This is a genomic window from Enterobacter sp. A103, from assembly GCF_034427535.1.
Lineage (GTDB): Bacteria > Pseudomonadota > Gammaproteobacteria > Enterobacterales > Enterobacteriaceae > Enterobacter > Enterobacter asburiae_B.
The window spans coordinates 1,036,448-1,056,214 of the sequence record NZ_JAXQPQ010000001.1; the positions used below are offsets into that span (position 1 = coordinate 1,036,448).

The window sequence follows — 19,767 nt, forward strand, 5'->3', positions numbered from 1 at the left end:
TACAACACAGGGGTCTTACTGCTTTTTCGAACGCATAGCCGCCTGATGTCCTGCAAGCGTACCAAAAATAATGATATCTGCCACTGCGTTACCGCCGATACGGTTACCGCCGTGGATCCCGCCTACCACTTCACCGGCCGCAAACGCCCCTGGCAGCACGTTGTGGTTGCTGTCCAGCACGCAGGTTTCGGTGTTGATGGTCACGCCGCCCATGGTGTGGTGCACGCCCGGTGCAATCTGAATGGCGTAGAACGGCCCTTCGTTGATAGGCGCGCGCAGCGCGGTGGTACGGCCAAAATCATCATCGTGCTGTTTTTCAACGAAGCCGTTGTAACGTTCCAGCGTCGCGAGAAAAGCGTGGTGATCCATACCCAGCGCCTCAGCCAGGGCTTTTGGCGAGCTGGCGCTGGTCACGAAACCTTTCGCGATGTACTCATCCGCGGCTTTGTTTTTGGCACGTACGTGCTCGTCAAAGACGATGTATGCGTATTTCTCCGGCAGCGCGATGATTGACGCCGAGACTTTATCGCGGGTCGACATTTCGTTGTAGAAGCGTTCCCCTTTCTGATTGACCAGAATCGCCCCGCCGCCGCGAATGGATTCGGAAATCAGGTACGAGGTTTTCTGCTCTACGGTTGGGTGAATCTGAATTTCGCCCATATCCACGGTACCCGCCCCGATGCGCTCCAGCAGCGCGATGCCGCCGCCGGTTGCCCCTTTGTGGTTGGTGGTAACGAACCCTTCCAGATCAGGACGGTATTTCACCACCATCTGGCTGTTGGCGCTGAAGCCGCCTGTGGCGACAATCACGCTTTTGGTTGCCACGGTGACGGTTTCGTTCTCTTCGGTAGTCAGGCGTACGCCGGTCACTTCACCGTTCTCGAAGATGATGTCGCTGACGGAGGTATCCAGCATCACCTCGATGTTGCGTTTGTTGACGTTACGCACCAGGCCGCTGATCAGGTAGCCGCCTACCGCTGAACCGTCTTTTGGACGGTGAGTACGGTCGATGCTCATCCCTCCGGTGGTGGTGATGTCGTTCAGCATGATGCCGCGCGTGGCCAGCCACTCAATTGCCTGCGGCGCGTTTTCGACGAAGCGACGCAGCAGTTCCGGGTTGTTCTTGTTGCCGCCGCCTTTCAGGCTTTCCTGATAGAACAGCTCTTTGCTGTCCTGAATGCCCTTCACGCGCTGGAAGCGGGTTTCGGCGGCGTTCATACCGGCAGAGGCTTTAATGGTGTTCCCGCCGATGGTCGGCATTTTCTCGACAATCAGCACGCTCGCGCCTTCGTCGTGAGCCTGAATCGCCGCCGCCAGACCGGCGCCGCCGCTGCCGACAACGACCACGTCTACGCTGCGGGTTTCGTTCGGGTCAACGCCCTCTTCCGCGGCCAGCGCTTTGCTGGATTTCAGCATCGCTTTCGAGACCGCTTTCTTCACCGCCTCGCTCTGGCTGGTTGCGCCGGTGATGGCATCCACGTGCGGGGTGTTGGCATCCAGAATGCGGGTACGGATCTCTTCAAAGCTGGTCACAAACTCAACGTCTTCGCTCGGGCCGGAGGCCAGTTCGATGTCCGCAATGCGGTCAGTTTCCAGACTGACGTTAATCACCAGTTCGTTAGCGTCATCCTGCACCTTCTCAGCAAAGGTACCCGGTTTGAATTTGGATTCGCCCATGCTCATGTCGCGGATCATCGCTTCCACCAGCGAGAAGCGCCACAGCGGTTCAGGAATGCTGAGCTCTTCGCGTTTGGTGCTGTCCATAAACAGCTCCAGGCTTTCGCCGGCCGCGATGCGGTCGGTCCAGTCCGGATAAGCGATGGTGGCGCGGCCAACGGCAATCAGGTCGTAACCGTGGTCCAGCGCCTCATTCACGTCTGAAGCATTCACCACGCCGCCCACGCCCATGACCGGAACCTGCGCCAGCGTTTCAGAACGCATCGCGCAGTATTTTTCGATAAGCGGAGTTGGATCCTGGGTGTCGACAATGGAAGGACGCAGGGTCGCGCCGACGGAGAAGTGCAGATAGTCCACGCCGCGCGCCGCCAGTTTTTCCAGCAGGTACATGGTGTCGTCAAAGCGGATGCCCGGGACTTCCATCTCTTCAGGGGAGAAGCGGTAGCCGATAATAAACGCGTCGTCCGCGTACTGGCGCACCATTTTGTGGGTAATGTCCAGCACGGCCAGCGGGAACTTCGCGCGGTTATCGCGGCTGCCGCCCCACTCGTCGTCGCGCTGGTTTGAATTCGGGGAGTAGAACTGCTGAATCAGATAGGTGTTCGCCCCGTGGATTTCCACGCCGTCGAAACCGGCCTGGATGGCGCGGCGCACCGCCTCACCAAACTTGCCGATCATGCCTTCCACTTCTTCAGCGGTCAGCGCAACCGGCGTTGCGGCACCTTCACGCGGCGCGGCTACGGCGCTCGGGCCAACCGGGGTGCGACCACCAATCAGTTTTGGGTCGACCATGCGGCCGCCGTGGTAGATTTGCAGCAGCGCCTTAGATCCTTTGGACTTAATGGCCTCTGCGATTTTCGCCAGCCCGGCAATTTTCTCATCATTATCAATACCGATGGCACCCGGGAAGGCGAGACCGAGATCGTCGACGAAGCAACACTCCACAATGATGGTGCCAATGCTGCCGGAACGGGCCCGATAGTACTCCACCAGCTCGCTGGTGACGGTGCCGTCAAAATAGCCGGTACAGGTTGTCATAGGGGCCATTAACAAACGGTTTTTCAGTTCAGTGCCATTCGGTAATGTGAAGGGGCTAAGAATGCGTTCGTTAGTGCTCATAATAGAAACTCCAAACTTTTAAAAATTAAGAATTCGTTATCGGATTGATTTTTTATTTCGTCGTTATTTGCCGATGTCATGATATTAATATAATGATTTTTTTAGTTTCTAAAGTTATTACGTTAGTTAAAAAACTATTTAATCCCTGCGATAACACAAATAACACATTGGTGTTAGCGATTGTAATTCAGTCATTCACAATAATTTAAAAACCGTTAAAATATGAATGGTAAAACCAATTCACCTTAAGACACACAAAATCAATAAAAACAACATATTACAATCACACCAAAATCTATTTTGTTAAAAAAATGATAAAAAACACGCAAAAAACAGGCAATAGCCACATACGCCAGAGTGGTTATTAATAAAAGCATAAAAATAACGCTGCAATTCTATTTTTTTGATCGCGATCAATAGTTATGGCATTCAAAAGCGCAATATAAAAACATCATCATTTTTTAATTTAACGCACACGAAAACGCGTTAAATCGCTATTACTGAAAATACAGGAAAGCACCTTTAATAACTAAAAAAAGCAAAGAAACTAAATAAAGTGCTTTTTCAGTGTGACCGAATTTTTGACAACTTAAGACGTGAAACTATGAATACAAAAACTGCTGTAACGCCCCCTGTGGCGAACCAGGCATCAAATGGAAACGCAAAACGATTGCTGATGATGGCGCTACCCGTCATCGTCGCCGTACTGCTGCTGTTTGTTCCCGTTCCTGAAGGCTTGCCGCCTTACGCATGGCACTACTTCGCCATCTTTGTCGGCGTGATCGTCGGTCTGATCTTCGAACCGCTGCCGGGTGCGGTGATCGGCCTGACCGGCGTGGTTGCCATCGCCCTGTGCAGCCAGTGGGTGCTGTTCAGCCCCGATCAGCTGGCTGACCCGAAATTCAAGCTGGCGGGCGCCTCCTTTAAGTGGGCGGTGAGCGGGTTTGGTAACTCTACCGTCTGGCTGATTTTCGGTGCCTTTATGTTCGCCGCTGGCTATGACAAAACCCGCTTCGGCCGCCGTCTGGCGCTGATTCTGGTGAAGTATCTCGGCCGTCGCAGCCTGACGCTCGGTTACGCCATCACGTTTGCTGACCTGCTGCTGGCACCGTTCACCCCGTCCAACACCGCGCGCAGCGGCGGGACCATCTACCCGATTATCGCTAACCTGCCGCCGCTGTACGGTTCAAAACCTAATGACCCAAGCGCGCGTAAAATTGGTTCATACCTGATGTGGGTGGCGATCACCGCAGCCTGTATCACCAGCTCAATGTTCCTCTCCGCCCTCGCGCCAAACCTGCTGGCCCTGGCACTGGTGAAAAGTACGGTTGGGATTGATATCTCCTGGGGCACCTGGTTCCTCGCTTTCCTGCCGCTGGGTATCCTGCTGATTCTGACCATGCCGCTGCTGGCCTACTGGTTCTACCCACCTGAAGTCAAAGTGAATAACGAAGTGCCGCTGTGGGCGACCCGCGAGCTGGAAAAACTCGGCAAACTGTCCCGCAATGAAATTCTGCTGCTGGTGTTCGTATGCTGCGCGCTGCTGATGTGGATCTTCGCTGCCGCATGGATTGAGCCTGCCATGGCGGCCCTGCTCATCGTCGGTCTGATGCTGTGGACCGGCGTGCTGGAGTGGAACGATATCACCGGTAACAAGGCCGCATGGAACACCTTCGTCTGGTTCGCCACCCTGGTGGCACTGGCGGATGGCCTCTCCTCTACCGGCTTTATCAGCTGGTTAGGTAAAGAAGGCGGTCTGTTAATGAGCGGTATCTCTCCGGGCGTGGCGACCGTCGTCCTGCTGCTGGCGTTCTACCTGCTGCACTACCTGTTTGCCAGCACCACCGCGCACACCACGGCGCTGCTGCCAGCGATGCTGACCATCGCCTCCACCATCCCGGGCATGAATATGGAAGTGTTCGTTCTGCTGATGGTAACTTCGCTGGGCGTCATGGGGATCATCACCCCGTACGGTACTGGCCCAAGCCCGATTTACTACGGTAGCGGCTACCTGCCAACCAAAGACTACTGGCGCCTCGGCACCATCTTCGGTGCCATCTTCCTGGCGGCCCTGCTGCTGATTGGTTATCCGTGGATGTCCATGATGTTCTGATTCCTGACCGCCGGACTTCTCCTCCGGCGGTTTTATTTTTGTGGAGCAATACGCTATGTCAAATAAACCGTTTTTCTACCAGAACCCCTTCCCTCTTTCCCATGACGACACCGAATACTACCTGCTGACCAAAGAGCACGTTTCCGTTGCCGAATTCGACGGTCAGGAAGTGCTGAAAGTGGAGCCGGAAGCCCTGACCCTGCTGGCGCAGCAGGCCTTCCACGATGCCGCGTTTATGCTGCGTCCTTCCCATCAGAAGCAGGTTGCCGCGATCCTGAACGACCCGGAAGCCAGCCAGAACGACAAATACGTTGCCCTGCAGTTCCTGCGTAACTCTGAAATTGCCGCAAAAGGCGTTCTGCCAACCTGCCAGGATACCGGCACCGCGATCATCATGGGTAAAAAAGGCCAGCGCGTCTGGACCGGCGGCGGTGACGAAGCGGCGCTGAGCCAGGGCGTGTATAACACCTACATTGAAGATAACCTGCGCTACTCGCAGAATGCGGCTCTGGACATGTATAAAGAGGTGAATACCGGCACCAACCTGCCCGCGCAGATCGATCTCTACAGCGTGGACGGGGACGAATACAAATTCCTGTGCATGGCAAAAGGCGGCGGCTCTGCCAACAAAACCTACCTCTATCAGGAAACCAAAGCGCTGATCACCCCGGCGAAGCTGAAAAACTACCTGGTTGAGAAGATGCGCACTCTGGGAACAGCGGCCTGCCCGCCTTACCATATCGCATTTGTGATTGGCGGTACGTCAGCGGAAGCCACGCTGAAAACCGTGAAGCTCGCTTCCACGCGCTACTACGACGCGCTGCCGACGGAAGGTAACGAACACGGCCAGGCGTTCCGCGACGTTCAGCTCGAACAGGAACTGCTCCAGGAAGCGCAGAACCTCGGCCTCGGCGCGCAGTTCGGCGGTAAATACTTCGCCCACGATATCCGCGTGATCCGCCTGCCGCGCCACGGCGCCTCCTGCCCAATCGGCATGGGCGTCTCCTGCTCCGCAGACCGCAATATCAAAGCGAAGATTAACCGCGACGGGATCTGGATTGAGAAGCTGGAACACAACCCGGGTCAGTATATTCCTGACACACTGCGTCAGCAGGGTGAAGGCGACGTGGTGAGCATCAATCTGGAAAAGCCGATGAATGAGATCCTGGCGCAGCTTTCCGCGCACCCGGTCTCTACCCGCCTGTCGCTGAACGGTACCATCATCGTGGCGCGCGATATTGCCCACGCGAAGCTGAAAGAGCTGCTCGACAACGGTGAAGAACTGCCGCAGTACGTTAAAGACCATCCGATCTACTACGCGGGCCCGGCCAAAACGCCGGAAGGCTACGCGTCTGGCTCGCTCGGCCCGACTACGGCTGGCCGTATGGATTCGTATGTGGACTTACTGCAATCCCACGGCGCGAGCATGATCATGCTGGCGAAAGGCAACCGCAGCCAGCAGGTAACCGACGCCTGCCATAAGCACGGCGGCTTCTACCTGGGCAGCATTGGCGGCCCGGCGGCGGTGCTGGCGCAAAACAGCATTAAGAGCCTGGAATGCGTCGCGTATCCGGAGCTGGGAATGGAAGCCATCTGGAAAATTGAGGTCGAGAACTTCCCGGCGTTTATCCTGGTGGATGACAAAGGCAACGATTTCTTCCAGCAGATCCAGAACAAACAGTGCGCGGGTTGTTCACAGCGCTAGGTTGAGACAGGCCGGGTGGCGCAACGCTGCCCGGCAGTCGCAGAAAGACATGCGCCTGCGTCATGTCACAAAACCGTGATATCAGCCACTTAGCAAATAGTGGTGAATAAAAAATCAATTAATTGTTAAGTTATTGTTGTCATTAATTGTATTGATCCCGCGAAGGCTATTAATGCAAAAAGTGCATCAGCCGATGCGGCATTTGCGCTTATCTATTTCCTCATCCTGATCCAGTTTTCAAAAACAGACGCGTAAAACGTCAACAATAAACTGGAGATAACCATGTTTTCCTCAACCTCACCTGCAACCGTACGCTCGAAAGCGGGCGCCATACTCCGCGTGACGTCCGGCAACTTTCTTGAGCAGTTCGATTTCTTTCTGTTCGGCTTCTATGCCACCTACATCGCCCATACGTTTTTCCCGGCGAGCAGTGAATTTGCGTCGCTGATGATGACCTTCGCCGTCTTCGGCGCGGGCTTTTTGATGCGTCCAATAGGCGCCATCGTGCTTGGCGCATATATCGACAAGGTAGGTCGCAGAAAGGGGCTAATCGTCACGCTTTCCATCATGGCGGCGGGGACGTTCCTGATCGTGCTTATCCCCTCTTATCAAAGCATCGGTCTGTGGGCGCCGCTGCTGGTGCTGACGGGCCGTCTGCTGCAGGGCTTTTCCGCCGGAGCGGAGCTTGGAGGCGTCTCGGTTTATCTGGCTGAAATCGCCACGCCGGGCCGCAAAGGGTTTTACACCAGCTGGCAGTCCGGCAGCCAGCAGGTCGCCATTATGGTCGCCGCGGCGATGGGCTTTGCCCTGAATGCCCTGATGGAGGAGAGCGCCATTCGCGAATGGGGCTGGCGCATCCCGTTCCTGTTCGGCTGCTTAATCGTGCCGTTTATCTTTTTCCTGCGCCGCAAGCTGGAGGAGACGGAAGAGTTCAGCGCGCGCCGCCAGCATCTGGAGATGCGTCAGGTCTTTAAAACGCTGCTCGGCAACTGGCAGGTGGTGGTCGCAGGCATGCTGATGGTGGCGATGACCACCACCGCGTTCTACCTGATCACCGTCTACGCCCCCACCTTTGGCAAAAAGGTGCTGATGCTCAGCGCCTCGGACAGCCTGCTGGTCACGCTGCTGGTGGCGATTTCTAACTTCATCTGGCTGCCGGTGGGCGGCGCGCTGTCGGATCGCTTCGGGCGCAAGCCGGTGCTGATTGCCATGGCCCTGCTGGCGCTGGCGACCAGCTACCCTGCCCTGACGCTGCTGGCGAGCGCGCCCAGCTTCTCCATGATGCTGAGCGTGCTGCTGTGGCTCTCCTTCCTTTACGGCCTGTACAACGGCGCGATGATCCCGGCCCTGACGGAAATTATGCCTGCTGAAGTGCGCGTGGCGGGGTTCTCTCTGGCTTACAGCCTGGCAACGGCGGTCTTTGGCGGCTTTACCCCGGTCATGTCCACCGCGCTGATTGAATACACCGGTGACAAAGCCTCGCCTGGCTACTGGATGAGTTTCGCTGCCGTGTGCGCCCTGCTGGCCACGCTCTACCTCTACCGCCGCCGCGCGGTATCGCTGCAAAACACCGTCAAGTCACAGGGGGCAGTATGAAACGTACTTATCGCTTTACCGCCAGCGCGCTGGTGCTGGCGCTCCTGAGCGTTAATGCCTGTGCCCAGGACGTGAAGGTCATGATTTCAGGCGGCTTCAAGGCCGCCCTGGAAAAGCTGGCCCCGGACTATGAACGCCGGACCGGGGATAAAATCGTGATCATCCCCGGCCCCTCAATGGGCGCTACGCCGCAGGCGATCCCAAACCGACTGGCGCGCGGCGAGAAAGCCGACGTGGTGATTATGGTGGGCGATGCGCTGGAGAAGCTCGAAAAAGCCGGCCAGACCCAGCCGGGTTCGCGAACCGAACTCGCGGACTCCCCCGTTGGCATGGTGGTAAAAAAAGGGGCGGATGTCCCTGATATCAGCAGCGAGGCGGCTCTGCGTAAAACGCTGCTGCAGGCCAGCTCCATCGCCTACTCTGACAGCGCCAGCGGCAGGTACGTCAGCCAGACGTTGTTCAAAAAAATGGGGATCGAAAAAGAAGTGGCGGGTAAAGCGACAATGGTCGAGCGTATCCCGGTCGCCTCAGAAGTGGCGAAAGGAAAATACGCCGTCGGTTTCCAGCAGGTCAGCGAGCTGCTGCCGGTTCAGGGCGTCACCTTTATCGGGAAAATCCCGGATAATCTGCAGTACATCACGCGCTTCGCGGGTGCGGTCACCCGTCACGCAGAACATCCCGCGGAGGGGAAAGCGCTGCTGACCTATCTCGCCTCACCGCCCTCCAGGGCCGTCATCCAGAAGACCGGGATGATCCCCGTTACGTCCGGCGATACTGCTCGGTGATCTGCTTTTCCAGTTCAGCCGCAATGTAGGACTGGATGCGCCCCCGGCGACGGATAAGCCCCACGGTGCGTTTCACTTCCGGCGCCACCAGCGGCAGATGCGTCAGCAGCGTGTGCTCTGACGTCGGCATCGACATGGCGGGAACGGCAGCAATGCCGATCCCCGCCTCTACCATACCGAGCATCGTGGTAACGTGGCGCGTTTCGCAGACGCTGGGGCGTTCGGGAACGATATCCCCCAGCATCCGATCGAGCAGGTTACGGTTACCTGACGTTTTATCGAGGGAGATATAATCCTGCTGGTAAAAGGCCTGCCACGTCAGGTGACTCTTCTGCGCCAGGGGGTGATCCTTTCGGCACGCCGCAACATAGACATCCTCCACCAGCGGGAAAAATTCGATGTCAGACGGCAGGTTTCCTGCGAAGCAGATACCAAAATCAGCCTGGCTTCGGGCCACGGCGTCAATCACATTCCCCGCGCTGCTGTCGATGAGCTTAATGCGAACCCGCGGATAGCGAGACTGAAAACGACGGATCACATCGGGCATAAAGTAACAGGCCGCGGAAGGGACCGTGGCAACCGTGATCAGCCCCGTCCGCTCTTCGCTGACCTTATCGACATCCGCCAGCATTGACTCAACGTTGTCGAGCAGCTGCGCGGAGCGTTCAGCAAAGTTTTGCCCGTATAACGTTAAGGCCACGCGGCGGGTGGTACGGTCAAACAGCCGGTTTCCCAGCGCGGCTTCCAGCTTTTCAATCCTGCGGCTCAGCGCCGACTGGGATAAGCAGATAGATTCAGCAGCGACACGGAAGTTACCGTATTCCACTAACGCTCTGAAAGCATAAAGATCGTTAAGGTCAAAATTCACGGGCATAGCGTCTGGATGTCCTGTCAGGGAATACGCAACAAAGTCAAAAATAATAGCGTCTTATTGACCCACCGCAACCGGCGCGGTGGTGAAATACGTCAGAGCTCGTTGAGATGCAGGCGAATATACCCGGCGCGATCGGCAATGGCCTGCCGCTCCTCTTCCTTCATGTCTGCAAGCTGTTTAAAGACGATGCCCAGGCGGGGATTGTTACCCAGACGCGCCTGGTTGCGCGCAAAGAAATCCCAGTAAAGGGCATTGAAGGGGCACGCCAGCTCTCCGGTACGCTGGCTGTGTTGATACCGGCACCCCTGACAGTAGTTACTCATCTTATGAATATACGACGCGCTTGAGACGTAGGGTTTACTGGCCAGCAACCCGCCATCGCCAAACTGGCTCATTCCGAGGGTATTGGGCAGCTCCACCCATTCAAAGGCATCAATATAGACCCCCAGATACCATTCATGAACCGCCTGCGGCGACAGGCCGCTGAGCAGGCTAAAGTTCCCGATGACCATCAGGCGCTGGATATGGTGGGCGTAAGCCTCGGTGAGGGACTGCCCAATCGCATGCGCCAGGCAGCGCATCTGCGTCCTGCCGGTCCAGAACCAGTCCGGCAGCGGGGCGTGCTGGTCTAAGGCATTCAGCTCCCGATAGCCCGGCATCTGAGACCAGTAGATCCCACGCACGTACTCCCGCCAGCCGAGAATTTGTCGGATAAACCCTTCGACGGCAGGCAGCGGCGCATGGCCCGAACGCCATGCCTGCTGGGCGGCAGCCACCACTTCCCGCGGATTAAGCATTTTGGTGTTCAGCGCGAATGAAATTAACGAGTGGAACAGAAAAGGCTCCTCCGCATGCATCGCGTCCTGCCAGGCGCCGAACTGCGGGAGCACGTGAGCGATAAATTCATCCAGCCTGGCTTTAGCTTCCGAACGGTTGAGCGGCCAGCGAAAATTCCCGGCCTGCGGTTCGCCGAAGGTGTTTACGCCGCAGCGCTGGATCTCCGCCCATAAGGCTGAATAATCGTGGCTGGGACGCGAGTCGTCCGGCGCGGGCGGCTCGCCGGACCAGCGCTTGCGATTTTCAGCATCATAATTCCATTTTCCCCCTTCCGGCTCGCCTTCTGAGGTTAACAGTATGCCGTTCTGACGACGCATTTCCCGGTAAAAGTACTCCATTCGCCAGCTTTTGCGTGGCGCAAAGAACGCGCTCACCTGTTCACGGGTGGTGAAGAAATGCTCGCTGCTGACGCAGGCCGTTTCGACGGACGCCGCTTTCGCCCACGCCTGCAGCTGCGTGTCCAGGCGCCATTCGTCGGGCTCCTGCCATATCACCCTGTCGGCGCCGTAATGCGCGACAAGCGCGTTGAGATTGTCTTCCAGCGCGCCGCGGTTTGAGTCGTCAGAGAGCCGGACATACCTCACCCGATGCCCCTTCTCCTTTAACGCAGAGGCAAACGCGCGCATGGCCGCAAAAATGGCGATCACTTTCTGAGCGTGGTGAAGCACGTACGCGGTTTCGGCCCGCAGCTCCAGCATCACGTAAATGATATTTGGATTACAGGCATCAAACCAGCTGTGGTGCGGATTAAGCTGATCGCCCAGGATCAGGCGCAGTTCGGTCAACGGTGGCTCCTTCGACAGCGCTCGGAACAGTATTTGACCTCATCCCAGCATTTCGCCCATTTCTTGCGCCACGTCATGGGCCGCTGGCAGTGCGCGCACGCCCGGCTGGGCAGGTCCTGCTTGTTACCTTTGAAATCGCTCATCTTTTCAATACCGTACTGATTTCTTCACCAGACCGGTGGATGCAGGCTACGACAGACTTCACAAAATGAAGGTGATGCCCGTAAACCGCTACCCACCGCTACGTACGAATGATAGTTTATTCAGGCTGGAATTGTCGCAGTGAGCGATTTTCTGGCATCTTAACCAAACCTGACTTTCCCATTTTTGTTCAAGTGACGAGTTTGCGAGCAAAGCGATGATAAAGTGGCCCTGGAAAACGAATGAAGCTGGCCGGGATATGGCGCTGCCATGGGATGACGCGCTGACGATCCCTGTTCTGGCTAATCTTAAGCCGGATGAACAAGCGAAACTGGTTCAGCTGGCGGATCGTTTTTTACAGCAAAAACGCCTGGTTCCACTGCAGGGTTTCGAACTCGATCCCCTGAAAAACGCGCGCATCGCCCTGCTTTTCTGTCTGCCGGTGCTGGAATTGGGTATCGAGTGGCTGGACGGTTTCCACGAAGTGCTGATCTATCCGGCCCCCTTTATCGTCGATGACGAGTGGGAAGATGACATCGGGCTGGTGCACAACCAGCGCGTGGTGCAGTCCGGACAAAGCTGGCAGCAGGGGCCGATTATCCTCAACTGGCTCGACATTCAGGACTCGTTCGATGCGTCCGGTTTTAATCTGGTTATCCATGAAGTGGCGCATAAGCTCGATACCCGCAACGGCGATCGCGCCAGCGGAGTTCCGCTGATCCCGCTTCGCGAAGTGGCGGGCTGGGAGCACGATCTGCACGCGGCGATGGATAACATTCAGGATGAAATAGACCTGGTGGGCGAAAGCGCGGCCAGCATTGACGCCTATGCGGCAACCGACCCGGCCGAGTGCTTTGCGGTGCTCTCGGAGTATTTCTTCAGCGCGCCCGAGCTTTTCGCGCCCCGCTTCCCGGCGCTGTGGCAGCGTTTCTGCCAGTTTTATCAGCAGGATCCGCTCCAGCGTCTGCGGCAAAATGAGGAGTCTGGCGGCCATTCCTCCCGCCAGATCCATTAAGACTTTTCAGCAGGGGTCCGCTCGGATGACCGTACCCCTATGCTCAACGCTAAAAACAACACTGCCATTCCCCATGCGGCCACCGTCAAAGACTGCTCGCCGTAAAAGCGCGTCACCACAGGCACCAGCAGCGCGCTGACGCCGTAGCCTAACGTGTGGCTGGTGGCGATGACGCCCGCCCCTTTCCCGGTGGTCAGCCTGTCGTTCAGCAGAAGCTGGTAGCCCGGCGTGGCCATCGCCGCCCCGAGTGAAGTGATAACAATCCCCACGTAGAACAGCGTTAAACCGGCGACGGTCATCAGCCCAAGCCCTGCGACCATTAACACCGCCGCGATGCAGAGCAACGTCACCGGAGTGAAATGCTGCGGGCGGACCACCAGAAACTGCGCCGCGAGCGTGGCCAGCGCGGCCAGGCTCAGCAGAAGCGCAACATGATGGCTGATCTCCCGGGCGTTGCCCTCCAGCAGAGGGCTAAGATGCGGTGACAGGCCAAGCTGCATCAGGCTGACCAGCGCCGCCAGCAGCAGCGCCAGCAGCAGGAACGGCAGCATCGAGGCCTGCAGGCGGGTCGCCTGGTGCGCCACCGGCGGCAGCGGCGGGTCTGCGGCTTCGCGAAGAATCAGCAACAGGGCGATTAACGGCGCGATCGCCATCAGCCAGAGCGGCGCGACCGGGCTGACGCTGAGCATCAGCGCCGCCAGCGGCGGGCCGAGCAAACGTCCGCAGCTGAGGCCGGAGCTTATCGTCGCCAGCGCCGCCATTCTTTTCTCCAGCCCCGCACGCTGAATAGCCCACGTCTGGGCCGCAGGCACCAGCCCCGAGACCGTCAGTCCGTAAAGCAGACGTGAAAGAATCAGTCCCGCCAGTCCCCAGACGGTATCCAGCCTTCCGGCCGCCATCGCCCAGACCACCAGCGCCATGACGGCGAAACTGGCCAGATAGCCGCTCAGCGAGGCCAGCATCACGGCCTTACATCCCCGCCGCTCGCTCTGGCGTCCCCACCAGGGCGAGGCCGGTAAAAAGAGCATGGATCCAAACATCAGCAGCCCGGCCCAGACCGAAAGCGACAGCCCGGTCAGGGTCACCAGCTGCGGGAGCATTACCAGCAGGCCGTTTTGTCCGATACCTAATAAACCCGCACATAGCGCCAGGGGCCAGTTGGCTTTTGAGGTGACCTTTTCGGTCAATACTTCAGAGTCAGTGCGCATGAGAATGTGAACATAGTGTCAATAAATGTGTGGAAATCATGAAGTTTATGAAAACAAATATTGCAAAAATGGTTGCGGCTGTAAACAGAATGAATATCATAACGAGAATTATTATCAATCATGGAATGAGGTACATCTATGCGTGCTCTGACCCGCTCTGCCGGTACAGACGTTGCAGCCCAGTGTTTTTTGAACGCCCTGTTGCGCGAAACGAAGGACTGGCGCTATCTCCCCGCTACCGCTGCGGATGCGTTACCGAACATTCATATCCCGCTGTCCCAAACCCAGGCGCTTCGGGTTCCGGTACGCTATTTCTCTCCCACCCAGCATCATCAGTACCGTTTCCCGGCCACGCTTCTTCAGAGCAACAGTGATGACGGTGACGCCGTCACATTTGATCAACTGGTTGATTTAATTCTTGAAAAACCGTCAGTAAAAGGCTCGCTGGATGCCGATACGCTGGCGCGTTTTAAGCAGCGCGTTCTCGAAAGCCATGCCCACACCTGGCAGGCGATCGATCTGCGCCACGGCTGGGTAAACCTGCGCGATAAGCCGCTGACGTTTGCTGAAGCGGAACAGGCGCTGCTGGTCGGCCACGCGTTTCACCCGGCGCCGAAGTCGCACGAGCCGTTCAACGAAACAGAGGCGCGTCGCTATCTTCCTGATTTCGCCTCCCGCTTCCCGCTGCGCTGGTTTGCCGTTGAGAGCGCGCTCGTTGCCGGCGACAGCCTGAACGTCTCCCTGCGTGAGCGTCTGCTGCGCTTCGCGGCCCAGAGCGCGCCTGAGCTGCTCGGCCACTTCACCGACACCCGCTGGCTGCTGCCGATGCATCCGTGGCAGGCCGACTTTCTGCTGGAGCAGGACTGGTGCCAGCGTCTGGCGGAAAACGGTGCATTGCAGGACCTGGGTGAAGCGGGCGCGCAGTGGCTGCCCACCAGCTCCTCCCGCTCGCTGTACAGCGAAACCAACAGCGACATGATTAAGTTCTCCCTCAGCGTGCGCCTGACCAACTCCGTGCGCACGCTGTCGGTCAAAGAAGTTAAGCGCGGAATGCGCCTGGCGCGCCTGGCGAAAACGGAACGCTGGCAAGAATTACAGGCCCGCTACCCGACCATGCGCGTGATGCAGGAAGACGGCTGGGCGGGGCTGCGTGACGAAAGCGGCGTTATTCAGGAAGAGAGCCTGATGGCCCTGCGCGTCAATCTGCTGTTCGATACGCCAGACACCCAGACCAACGTGCTGGTGAGCCTGACCCAGGCCGCGCCGGACGGCGGCGACAGCCTGCTGGCCTCCGCGGTGCGCCGTCTGAGCCAGCGTCTGGATTTACCCCTCGCCCAGGCCGCCCGCTGCTGGCTGGACGCCTATTGCGACCGCGTGTTGCTCCCGCTGTTCAGCGCCGAGGCGGACTACGGCCTGGTCCTGCTGGCGCACCAGCAAAATATCCTCGTTGAGATGCAGCAGGATTTCCCCGTCGGGCTGATCTACCGCGACTGCCAGGGCAGCGCGTGGACCGAAGGGGCCGACGCGTGGCTGAATTCAGCGGGCGAAACCGAGGTGGAAAACCGCTTCGGTGAGAGCCAGCTGCTGCGCTACTTCCCTTATTACCTGCTGCTGAACTCTACCCTTGCCGTCACCGCCGCCCTCGCCGCCGCCGGTTTTGACAGCGAGGAGAACCTGATGTCCCGCGTGCGCGACGCGCTGGCCGAACTGCGCCGCACGGCGAAGCAGACCCGCTGCCTCGACTACGTCCTCGACAGCCCGACCTGGAACTGCAAAGGCAACTTCTTCTGCTACCTGCACGATCGCAATGAAAACACCATCGTCGATCCGGCGGTGATCTATTTCGACTTTAGCAACCCGTTTTATAAGGAGAAGGCGTAATGTCCATCGCGAATATCGTCCATTCCGGCTACGGCTTTCGCTGCACCGCAACGGATCGCGCGCTGCCGCTGACGTTGGGTCTCGACGGCAGCGCGGTGCTGGATCGTCTGAATGGGATCCCGGACGGCTGGCTGGTCGAAGCACTCGATCAGCTGTTTGTTGCCGCGCCCGCGCTGACCGGCATTACCCTGCCCTGGGCAGCCTGGCAGGATGCCCCCCAGGCGCAGGCGCTGTTTAGCCTGGCCCACGGGGACTATCTGGCACGCGAAACCTTCTGGCAGCTGCCGCTGTGGCTGAAAGGCGAACGGCCGCAGGCCAGCGGCGGGATGCAGTTTGATGAAAGCCGTCAGCTGTACTTCCCGCTGCGTCCTCACCGCCCGCAGGGCGAAGTGTACCGTCGTTACGATCCGCAAATTAAGCGCACCCTCAGCTTCCGCGTGGCCGACGTGGCGCTGGACGGCGAGCGCTTTACGCGCTGGATGAACAACCCGCGCGTGAACGCCTTCTGGGAGATGGCTGGCCCGCAGGCCGAGCAGGAAAACTACCTGCGCCGTCAGCTTGACTCGACCTACTGCTACCCGGTTATCGGCTGCTTCGATGACCAGCCGTTCGGCTATTTTGAGCTCTACTGGGCGCCAGAAGACCGCATTGGCCGCCACTACCGCTGGCAGCCGTTTGACCGCGGGCTGCACATGCTGGTGGGCGAAGAGAACTGGCGCGGCGCGCAGTACATCCGCAGCTGGCTGCGCGGCCTGAGCCACTATCTGTATCTCGATGAACCGCGCACCGCGCGAATTGTCGCCGAGCCGCGCTTCGACAACCAGCGCCTGTTCCGCCATCTGGCCTCCGCCGGTTTCGAGACGGTGAAAGAGTTCGACTTCCCGCACAAGCGCTCGCGCCTCATCATGAGCCAGCGCCACCGCTTCTTCAGCGAGGTGGAACTGTGAACGCGCTCTGGCAGAAAGTGAACCGCGAGATGGTGGCGAAAATCCTCGCCGAGCTGGAGTACGAACGCACCCTGCGCGCTGAGCCGGTTTCGTCGAACGGCTGGCGCATCGCCATGGGCAACGAGTCCTGGCAGTTTCGCGCCACGCGCGGGATCTGGGGCTGGCTGCATATCGACCCGGATACCCTGACTACAGCCAGCTGCGATGCAGTGGAAGCGGAACGCGCGCTGCTGCAGCTGGCGAAAGTGCTGGAGATGAGCGACGCGCAAACGGCAGAGCATATGGAAGATCTCTACGCCACGCTGCGCGGCGACATGCAGCTGCTGCAGGCGCGTGAAGCGCTGGACGCGGATGCGCTAATCCACCTCGACCCGGACGAATTACAGTGTCTGATGAGCGGTCACCCGAAGTTTATTTTCAACAAAGGTCGCCGCGGCTGGGGCCTGGACGCGCTGCGTCAGTACGCGCCTGAGTATCGCGGACGTTTTCGCCTGCACTGGGTCGCCGTTCAGCGGGAGCATCTGGTCTGGAGCATCGACGCCGATTGCGATATCAGCGCCCTGCTGGCCAGCGCCATGGACAACGCCGAGCGCGCCCGCTTTGACGCCCGCTGGCACGCGCTGGGTCTCAACGACGGCTGGCTGCCGGTGCCGCTGCACCCGTGGCAGTGGCAGCAGAAGATCGCCGTTCATTTCCTGGCGCAGCTGGCGCGCGGTGAGATGGTTGAGCTGGGCGAATTTGGCGACGAGTATCTGGCGCAGCAGTCCCTGCGCACGCTCACTAACGCCAGCCGTCGCGCGCCGTATGACATCAAGCTTCCGCTGACCATCTACAACACCTCCTGCTATCGCGGCATCCCGGGCAAATACATTGCCGCCGGGCCGCTGGCTTCGCGCTGGCTGCAGCAGCAGTTCGCTGCCGACGCCACGCTGATCCGCTCCGGTGCTCAGGTGCTTGGCGAACCCGCCGCCGGTTATCTGTCGCATCCGGGCTATGCCGCATTGCCGAAAGCGCCCTACCGCTATCAGGAGATGCTGGGGGTGATCTGGCGCGAGAATCCGTCCTGTTATGTAGAAGACGGTGAACAGGCGGTGCTGATGGCGGCGCTGATGGAAACCGACAATGCCGGGCGCCCGCTGATCGACGCGTGGATTAAACGCTCGGGGCTAAGCGCCGACGCGTGGCTTGAAAAGCTGTTTGAGGCAACGGTGATCCCGTTCTATCACCTGCTCTGCCGCTACGGCGTGGCGCTGATCGCCCACGGCCAGAACGTGACGCTGGTGATGAAGGATTACGTCCCGCAGCGCATTCTGCTGAAAGATTTCCAGGGCGATATGCGCCTGGTGGATGAGGATTTCCCGCAGGCCCAGAGCCTGCCGGAGCAGGTGAAGGCCGTCACGGCGCGCCTGAGCGCGGATTACATTATTCACGACCTGCAAACCGGTAATTTTGTGACGGTGCTGCGCTTTATCTCGCGCCTCACGCTGCAATGCGGCGTGAGCGAAACGCGTTTCTACCAGCTTCTGGCCGGGGTTTTACGGGGTTATATGGCGGCGCACCCGGATCTGGCAGAACGCTTCGCCAAATTCGATCTCTTCAAACCGCAGATTATTCGCGTGATCCTCAACCCGGTCAAACTGACCTTCTCCGAACACGACGGCGGCAGCCGCATGCTGCCGAACTATGTCACCGACCTTGATAACCCTCTTTTTCTCGCCTCCCGGGAGTCAGCGCAATGAAAACCTATGATTTCATCGGCATTGGTATTGGCCCGTTTAACCTCAGCATCGCCGCTCTGGCTGAAGGGCTGGACGGCTTTAGCTCGCTGTTCCTTGAGCGTAAACCGCACTTCTCCTGGCACCCGGGAATGATGGTGCCGGACTGCCACATGCAGACCAGCTTCCTGAAGGATCTGGTCAGCGCCGTGGAGCCAACCAACCGCCACAGCTTCCTGAACTACCTGGTGCAGCGCAAAAAGTTCTACCGCTTCCTGACTACCGAGCAGCGCACCGTCTCCCGCGAAGAGTTTGCGGACTACCTGTGCTGGGCGGCGGAAAACCTCACCAATCTCGCCTTCAGCCAGCAGGTACAGCAGGTGAGCTTTGATGAGAAAAGCGGCCTGTTTGAGGTAATGACCCAGCGCGACCGTTTCCTGGCGCGCCACGTCTGCGTGGGGATTGGCAAACAGATCAACCTGCCTGACTGCGTCACGACGCAGGACGATACCTGCTTCCACGCCAGCGAGATGATGCTGCGCACGCCGGATCTCGCGGGCAAGCGCGTCACCGTCGTCGGCGGCGGCCAGAGCGGGGCCGACCTGTTTTTGAATATCTTCCGCGGCGAATGGGGCCAGCCGCTGAGCCTGAACTGGATATCGCGCCGCAACAACTACAACGCGCTGGATGAAGCCGCCTTTGCCAACGAGTATTTCACGCCGGAGTACGTGGACAGCTTCTCCACGCTGGGTGAAGAGGCCCGTCGTCAGATGCTGCACGAGCAGAAGATGACCTCCGACGGGATCACCACCGAGTCCCTGCTGGCGATTTACCGCGCCATGTACCACCGCTTCGAAGTGCTGCGTGAAAAACCCTGGGCGCATCTCCTGCCGTCCCGCTCGGTGACGTCCCTGACGCGCCAGGAAAACGGCCATCGTCTGAGCATTCAGCATCACCTCGACGGCGGCCGCGAGCAGCTGGAGAGCGACGTGGTGATTTTCGCCACCGGCTACCGCGCCGTGCAGCCCGCGTTCCTCGCGCCGCTGTCTCACCGCCTGCATCTGGATACGGACGAAGCCTTCTGCATTAACAACGATTTCACCCTCGAATGGGACGGCCCGCAGAGCAACCGCCTGTTCGCCGTGAATGCCGGGATGCACCGTCTCGGCATTGCCGAACCCCAGCTCAGCCTGATGGCCTGGCGCGCGGCGCGAATTCTTAATCGCGCGCACGCCGACGAGCCGTTTGAGCTGGCTACCACACCCGGCGTTATCCACTGGCGCAGCACCACCAGCCCGGAGAACAGCCCGGTTTTTAAATCGTTAGCAAAAACCACCGAGTACTGACACACACAATCAGGATCAACATA

The 19,767-nt window shown here is 58.7% G+C and carries 14 protein-coding genes; 9 read left to right on the forward strand and 5 right to left on the reverse strand.

Going from position 1 to position 19,767, the window contains the following annotated elements:
• Positions 1 to 15: 15 nt before the first annotated feature.
• Complete coding sequence (locus tag SPH27_RS05030; protein ID WP_143346806.1) at positions 16 to 2,796, reverse strand: flavocytochrome c; 2,781 nt, start codon at positions 2,794 to 2,796, stop codon at positions 16 to 18.
• A gap of 604 nt (positions 2,797 to 3,400) precedes the next feature.
• Between SPH27_RS05030 and SPH27_RS05035 the strand changes: the two genes are divergently transcribed.
• The 4 genes from SPH27_RS05035 (at position 3,401) to SPH27_RS05050 (ending at position 8,995) form a co-directional block, all read left to right on the forward strand.
• Positions 3,401 to 4,909 (forward strand): anion permease, encoded by a 1,509-nt coding sequence (locus tag SPH27_RS05035; RefSeq protein ID WP_072196639.1) that lies wholly within the window; start codon positions 3,401 to 3,403, stop codon positions 4,907 to 4,909.
• Between the two features lie 55 nt (positions 4,910 to 4,964).
• Positions 4,965 to 6,614, forward strand: a complete 1,650-nt coding sequence (gene fumA, locus SPH27_RS05040; RefSeq protein WP_182072126.1) for a class I fumarate hydratase FumA — start codon at positions 4,965 to 4,967, stop codon at positions 6,612 to 6,614.
• 282 nt (positions 6,615 to 6,896) lie between these two features.
• Entirely contained in the window at positions 6,897 to 8,210 is a 1,314-nt protein-coding gene (locus tag SPH27_RS05045) for an MFS transporter (protein WP_029741700.1), read from the forward strand.
• Positions 8,207 to 8,995, forward strand: coding sequence for a substrate-binding domain-containing protein (locus SPH27_RS05050; RefSeq protein ID WP_207167548.1), 789 nt, complete (start codon positions 8,207 to 8,209; stop codon positions 8,993 to 8,995). The genes SPH27_RS05045 and SPH27_RS05050 overlap by 4 nt, the downstream gene beginning before the upstream one ends.
• Here SPH27_RS05050 and SPH27_RS05055 read toward each other — a convergent pair.
• The 3 genes from SPH27_RS05055 to SPH27_RS05065 form a co-directional block, all read right to left on the reverse strand.
• Positions 8,970 to 9,869, reverse strand: coding sequence for a LysR family transcriptional regulator (locus SPH27_RS05055; protein WP_045887829.1), 900 nt, complete (start codon positions 9,867 to 9,869; stop codon positions 8,970 to 8,972). The genes SPH27_RS05050 and SPH27_RS05055 overlap by 26 nt on opposite strands.
• A 92-nt stretch (positions 9,870 to 9,961) precedes the next feature.
• Complete coding sequence (locus SPH27_RS05060; protein ID WP_182072122.1) at positions 9,962 to 11,491, reverse strand: cryptochrome/photolyase family protein; 1,530 nt, start codon at positions 11,489 to 11,491, stop codon at positions 9,962 to 9,964.
• Entirely contained in the window at positions 11,488 to 11,634 is a 147-nt protein-coding gene (locus tag SPH27_RS05065; RefSeq protein ID WP_071891562.1) for a DUF2256 domain-containing protein, read from the reverse strand. Before SPH27_RS05065 ends, SPH27_RS05060 begins: the two co-directional genes overlap by 4 nt.
• A gap of 215 nt (positions 11,635 to 11,849) precedes the next feature.
• Between SPH27_RS05065 and mtfA the strand changes: the two genes are divergently transcribed.
• Positions 11,850 to 12,647 (forward strand): DgsA anti-repressor MtfA, encoded by a 798-nt coding sequence (gene mtfA, locus SPH27_RS05070; RefSeq protein ID WP_033145920.1) that lies wholly within the window; start codon positions 11,850 to 11,852, stop codon positions 12,645 to 12,647.
• Here the strand turns inward: mtfA and SPH27_RS05075 are convergent.
• On the reverse strand, positions 12,644 to 13,855 hold the full coding sequence (locus SPH27_RS05075) for an MFS transporter (protein WP_182072118.1): 1,212 nt from the start codon (positions 13,853 to 13,855) through the stop codon (positions 12,644 to 12,646). The two genes, mtfA and SPH27_RS05075, sit on opposite strands and share 4 nt — an antisense overlap.
• A gap of 138 nt (positions 13,856 to 13,993) precedes the next feature.
• Between SPH27_RS05075 and SPH27_RS05080 the strand changes: the two genes are divergently transcribed.
• From SPH27_RS05080 to SPH27_RS05095, 4 genes are read left to right on the forward strand one after another with little or no spacing between them, the layout of a single operon-like run.
• A complete protein-coding gene (locus tag SPH27_RS05080) occupies positions 13,994 to 15,736 on the forward strand; it encodes an IucA/IucC family protein (RefSeq protein WP_182072116.1) in 1,743 nt (580 codons plus the stop codon).
• Complete coding sequence (locus SPH27_RS05085; RefSeq protein WP_182072114.1) at positions 15,736 to 16,683, forward strand: GNAT family N-acetyltransferase; 948 nt, start codon at positions 15,736 to 15,738, stop codon at positions 16,681 to 16,683. The genes SPH27_RS05080 and SPH27_RS05085 overlap by 1 nt, the downstream gene beginning before the upstream one ends.
• A complete protein-coding gene (iucC, locus tag SPH27_RS05090) occupies positions 16,680 to 18,422 on the forward strand; it encodes an aerobactin synthase IucC (RefSeq protein ID WP_284593435.1) in 1,743 nt (580 codons plus the stop codon). The genes SPH27_RS05085 and iucC overlap by 4 nt, the downstream gene beginning before the upstream one ends.
• Positions 18,419 to 19,744 (forward strand): lysine N(6)-hydroxylase/L-ornithine N(5)-oxygenase family protein, encoded by a 1,326-nt coding sequence (locus tag SPH27_RS05095; protein ID WP_182072112.1) that lies wholly within the window; start codon positions 18,419 to 18,421, stop codon positions 19,742 to 19,744. Before iucC ends, SPH27_RS05095 begins: the two co-directional genes overlap by 4 nt.
• The last annotated feature ends 23 nt before the right edge of the window (positions 19,745 to 19,767 follow it).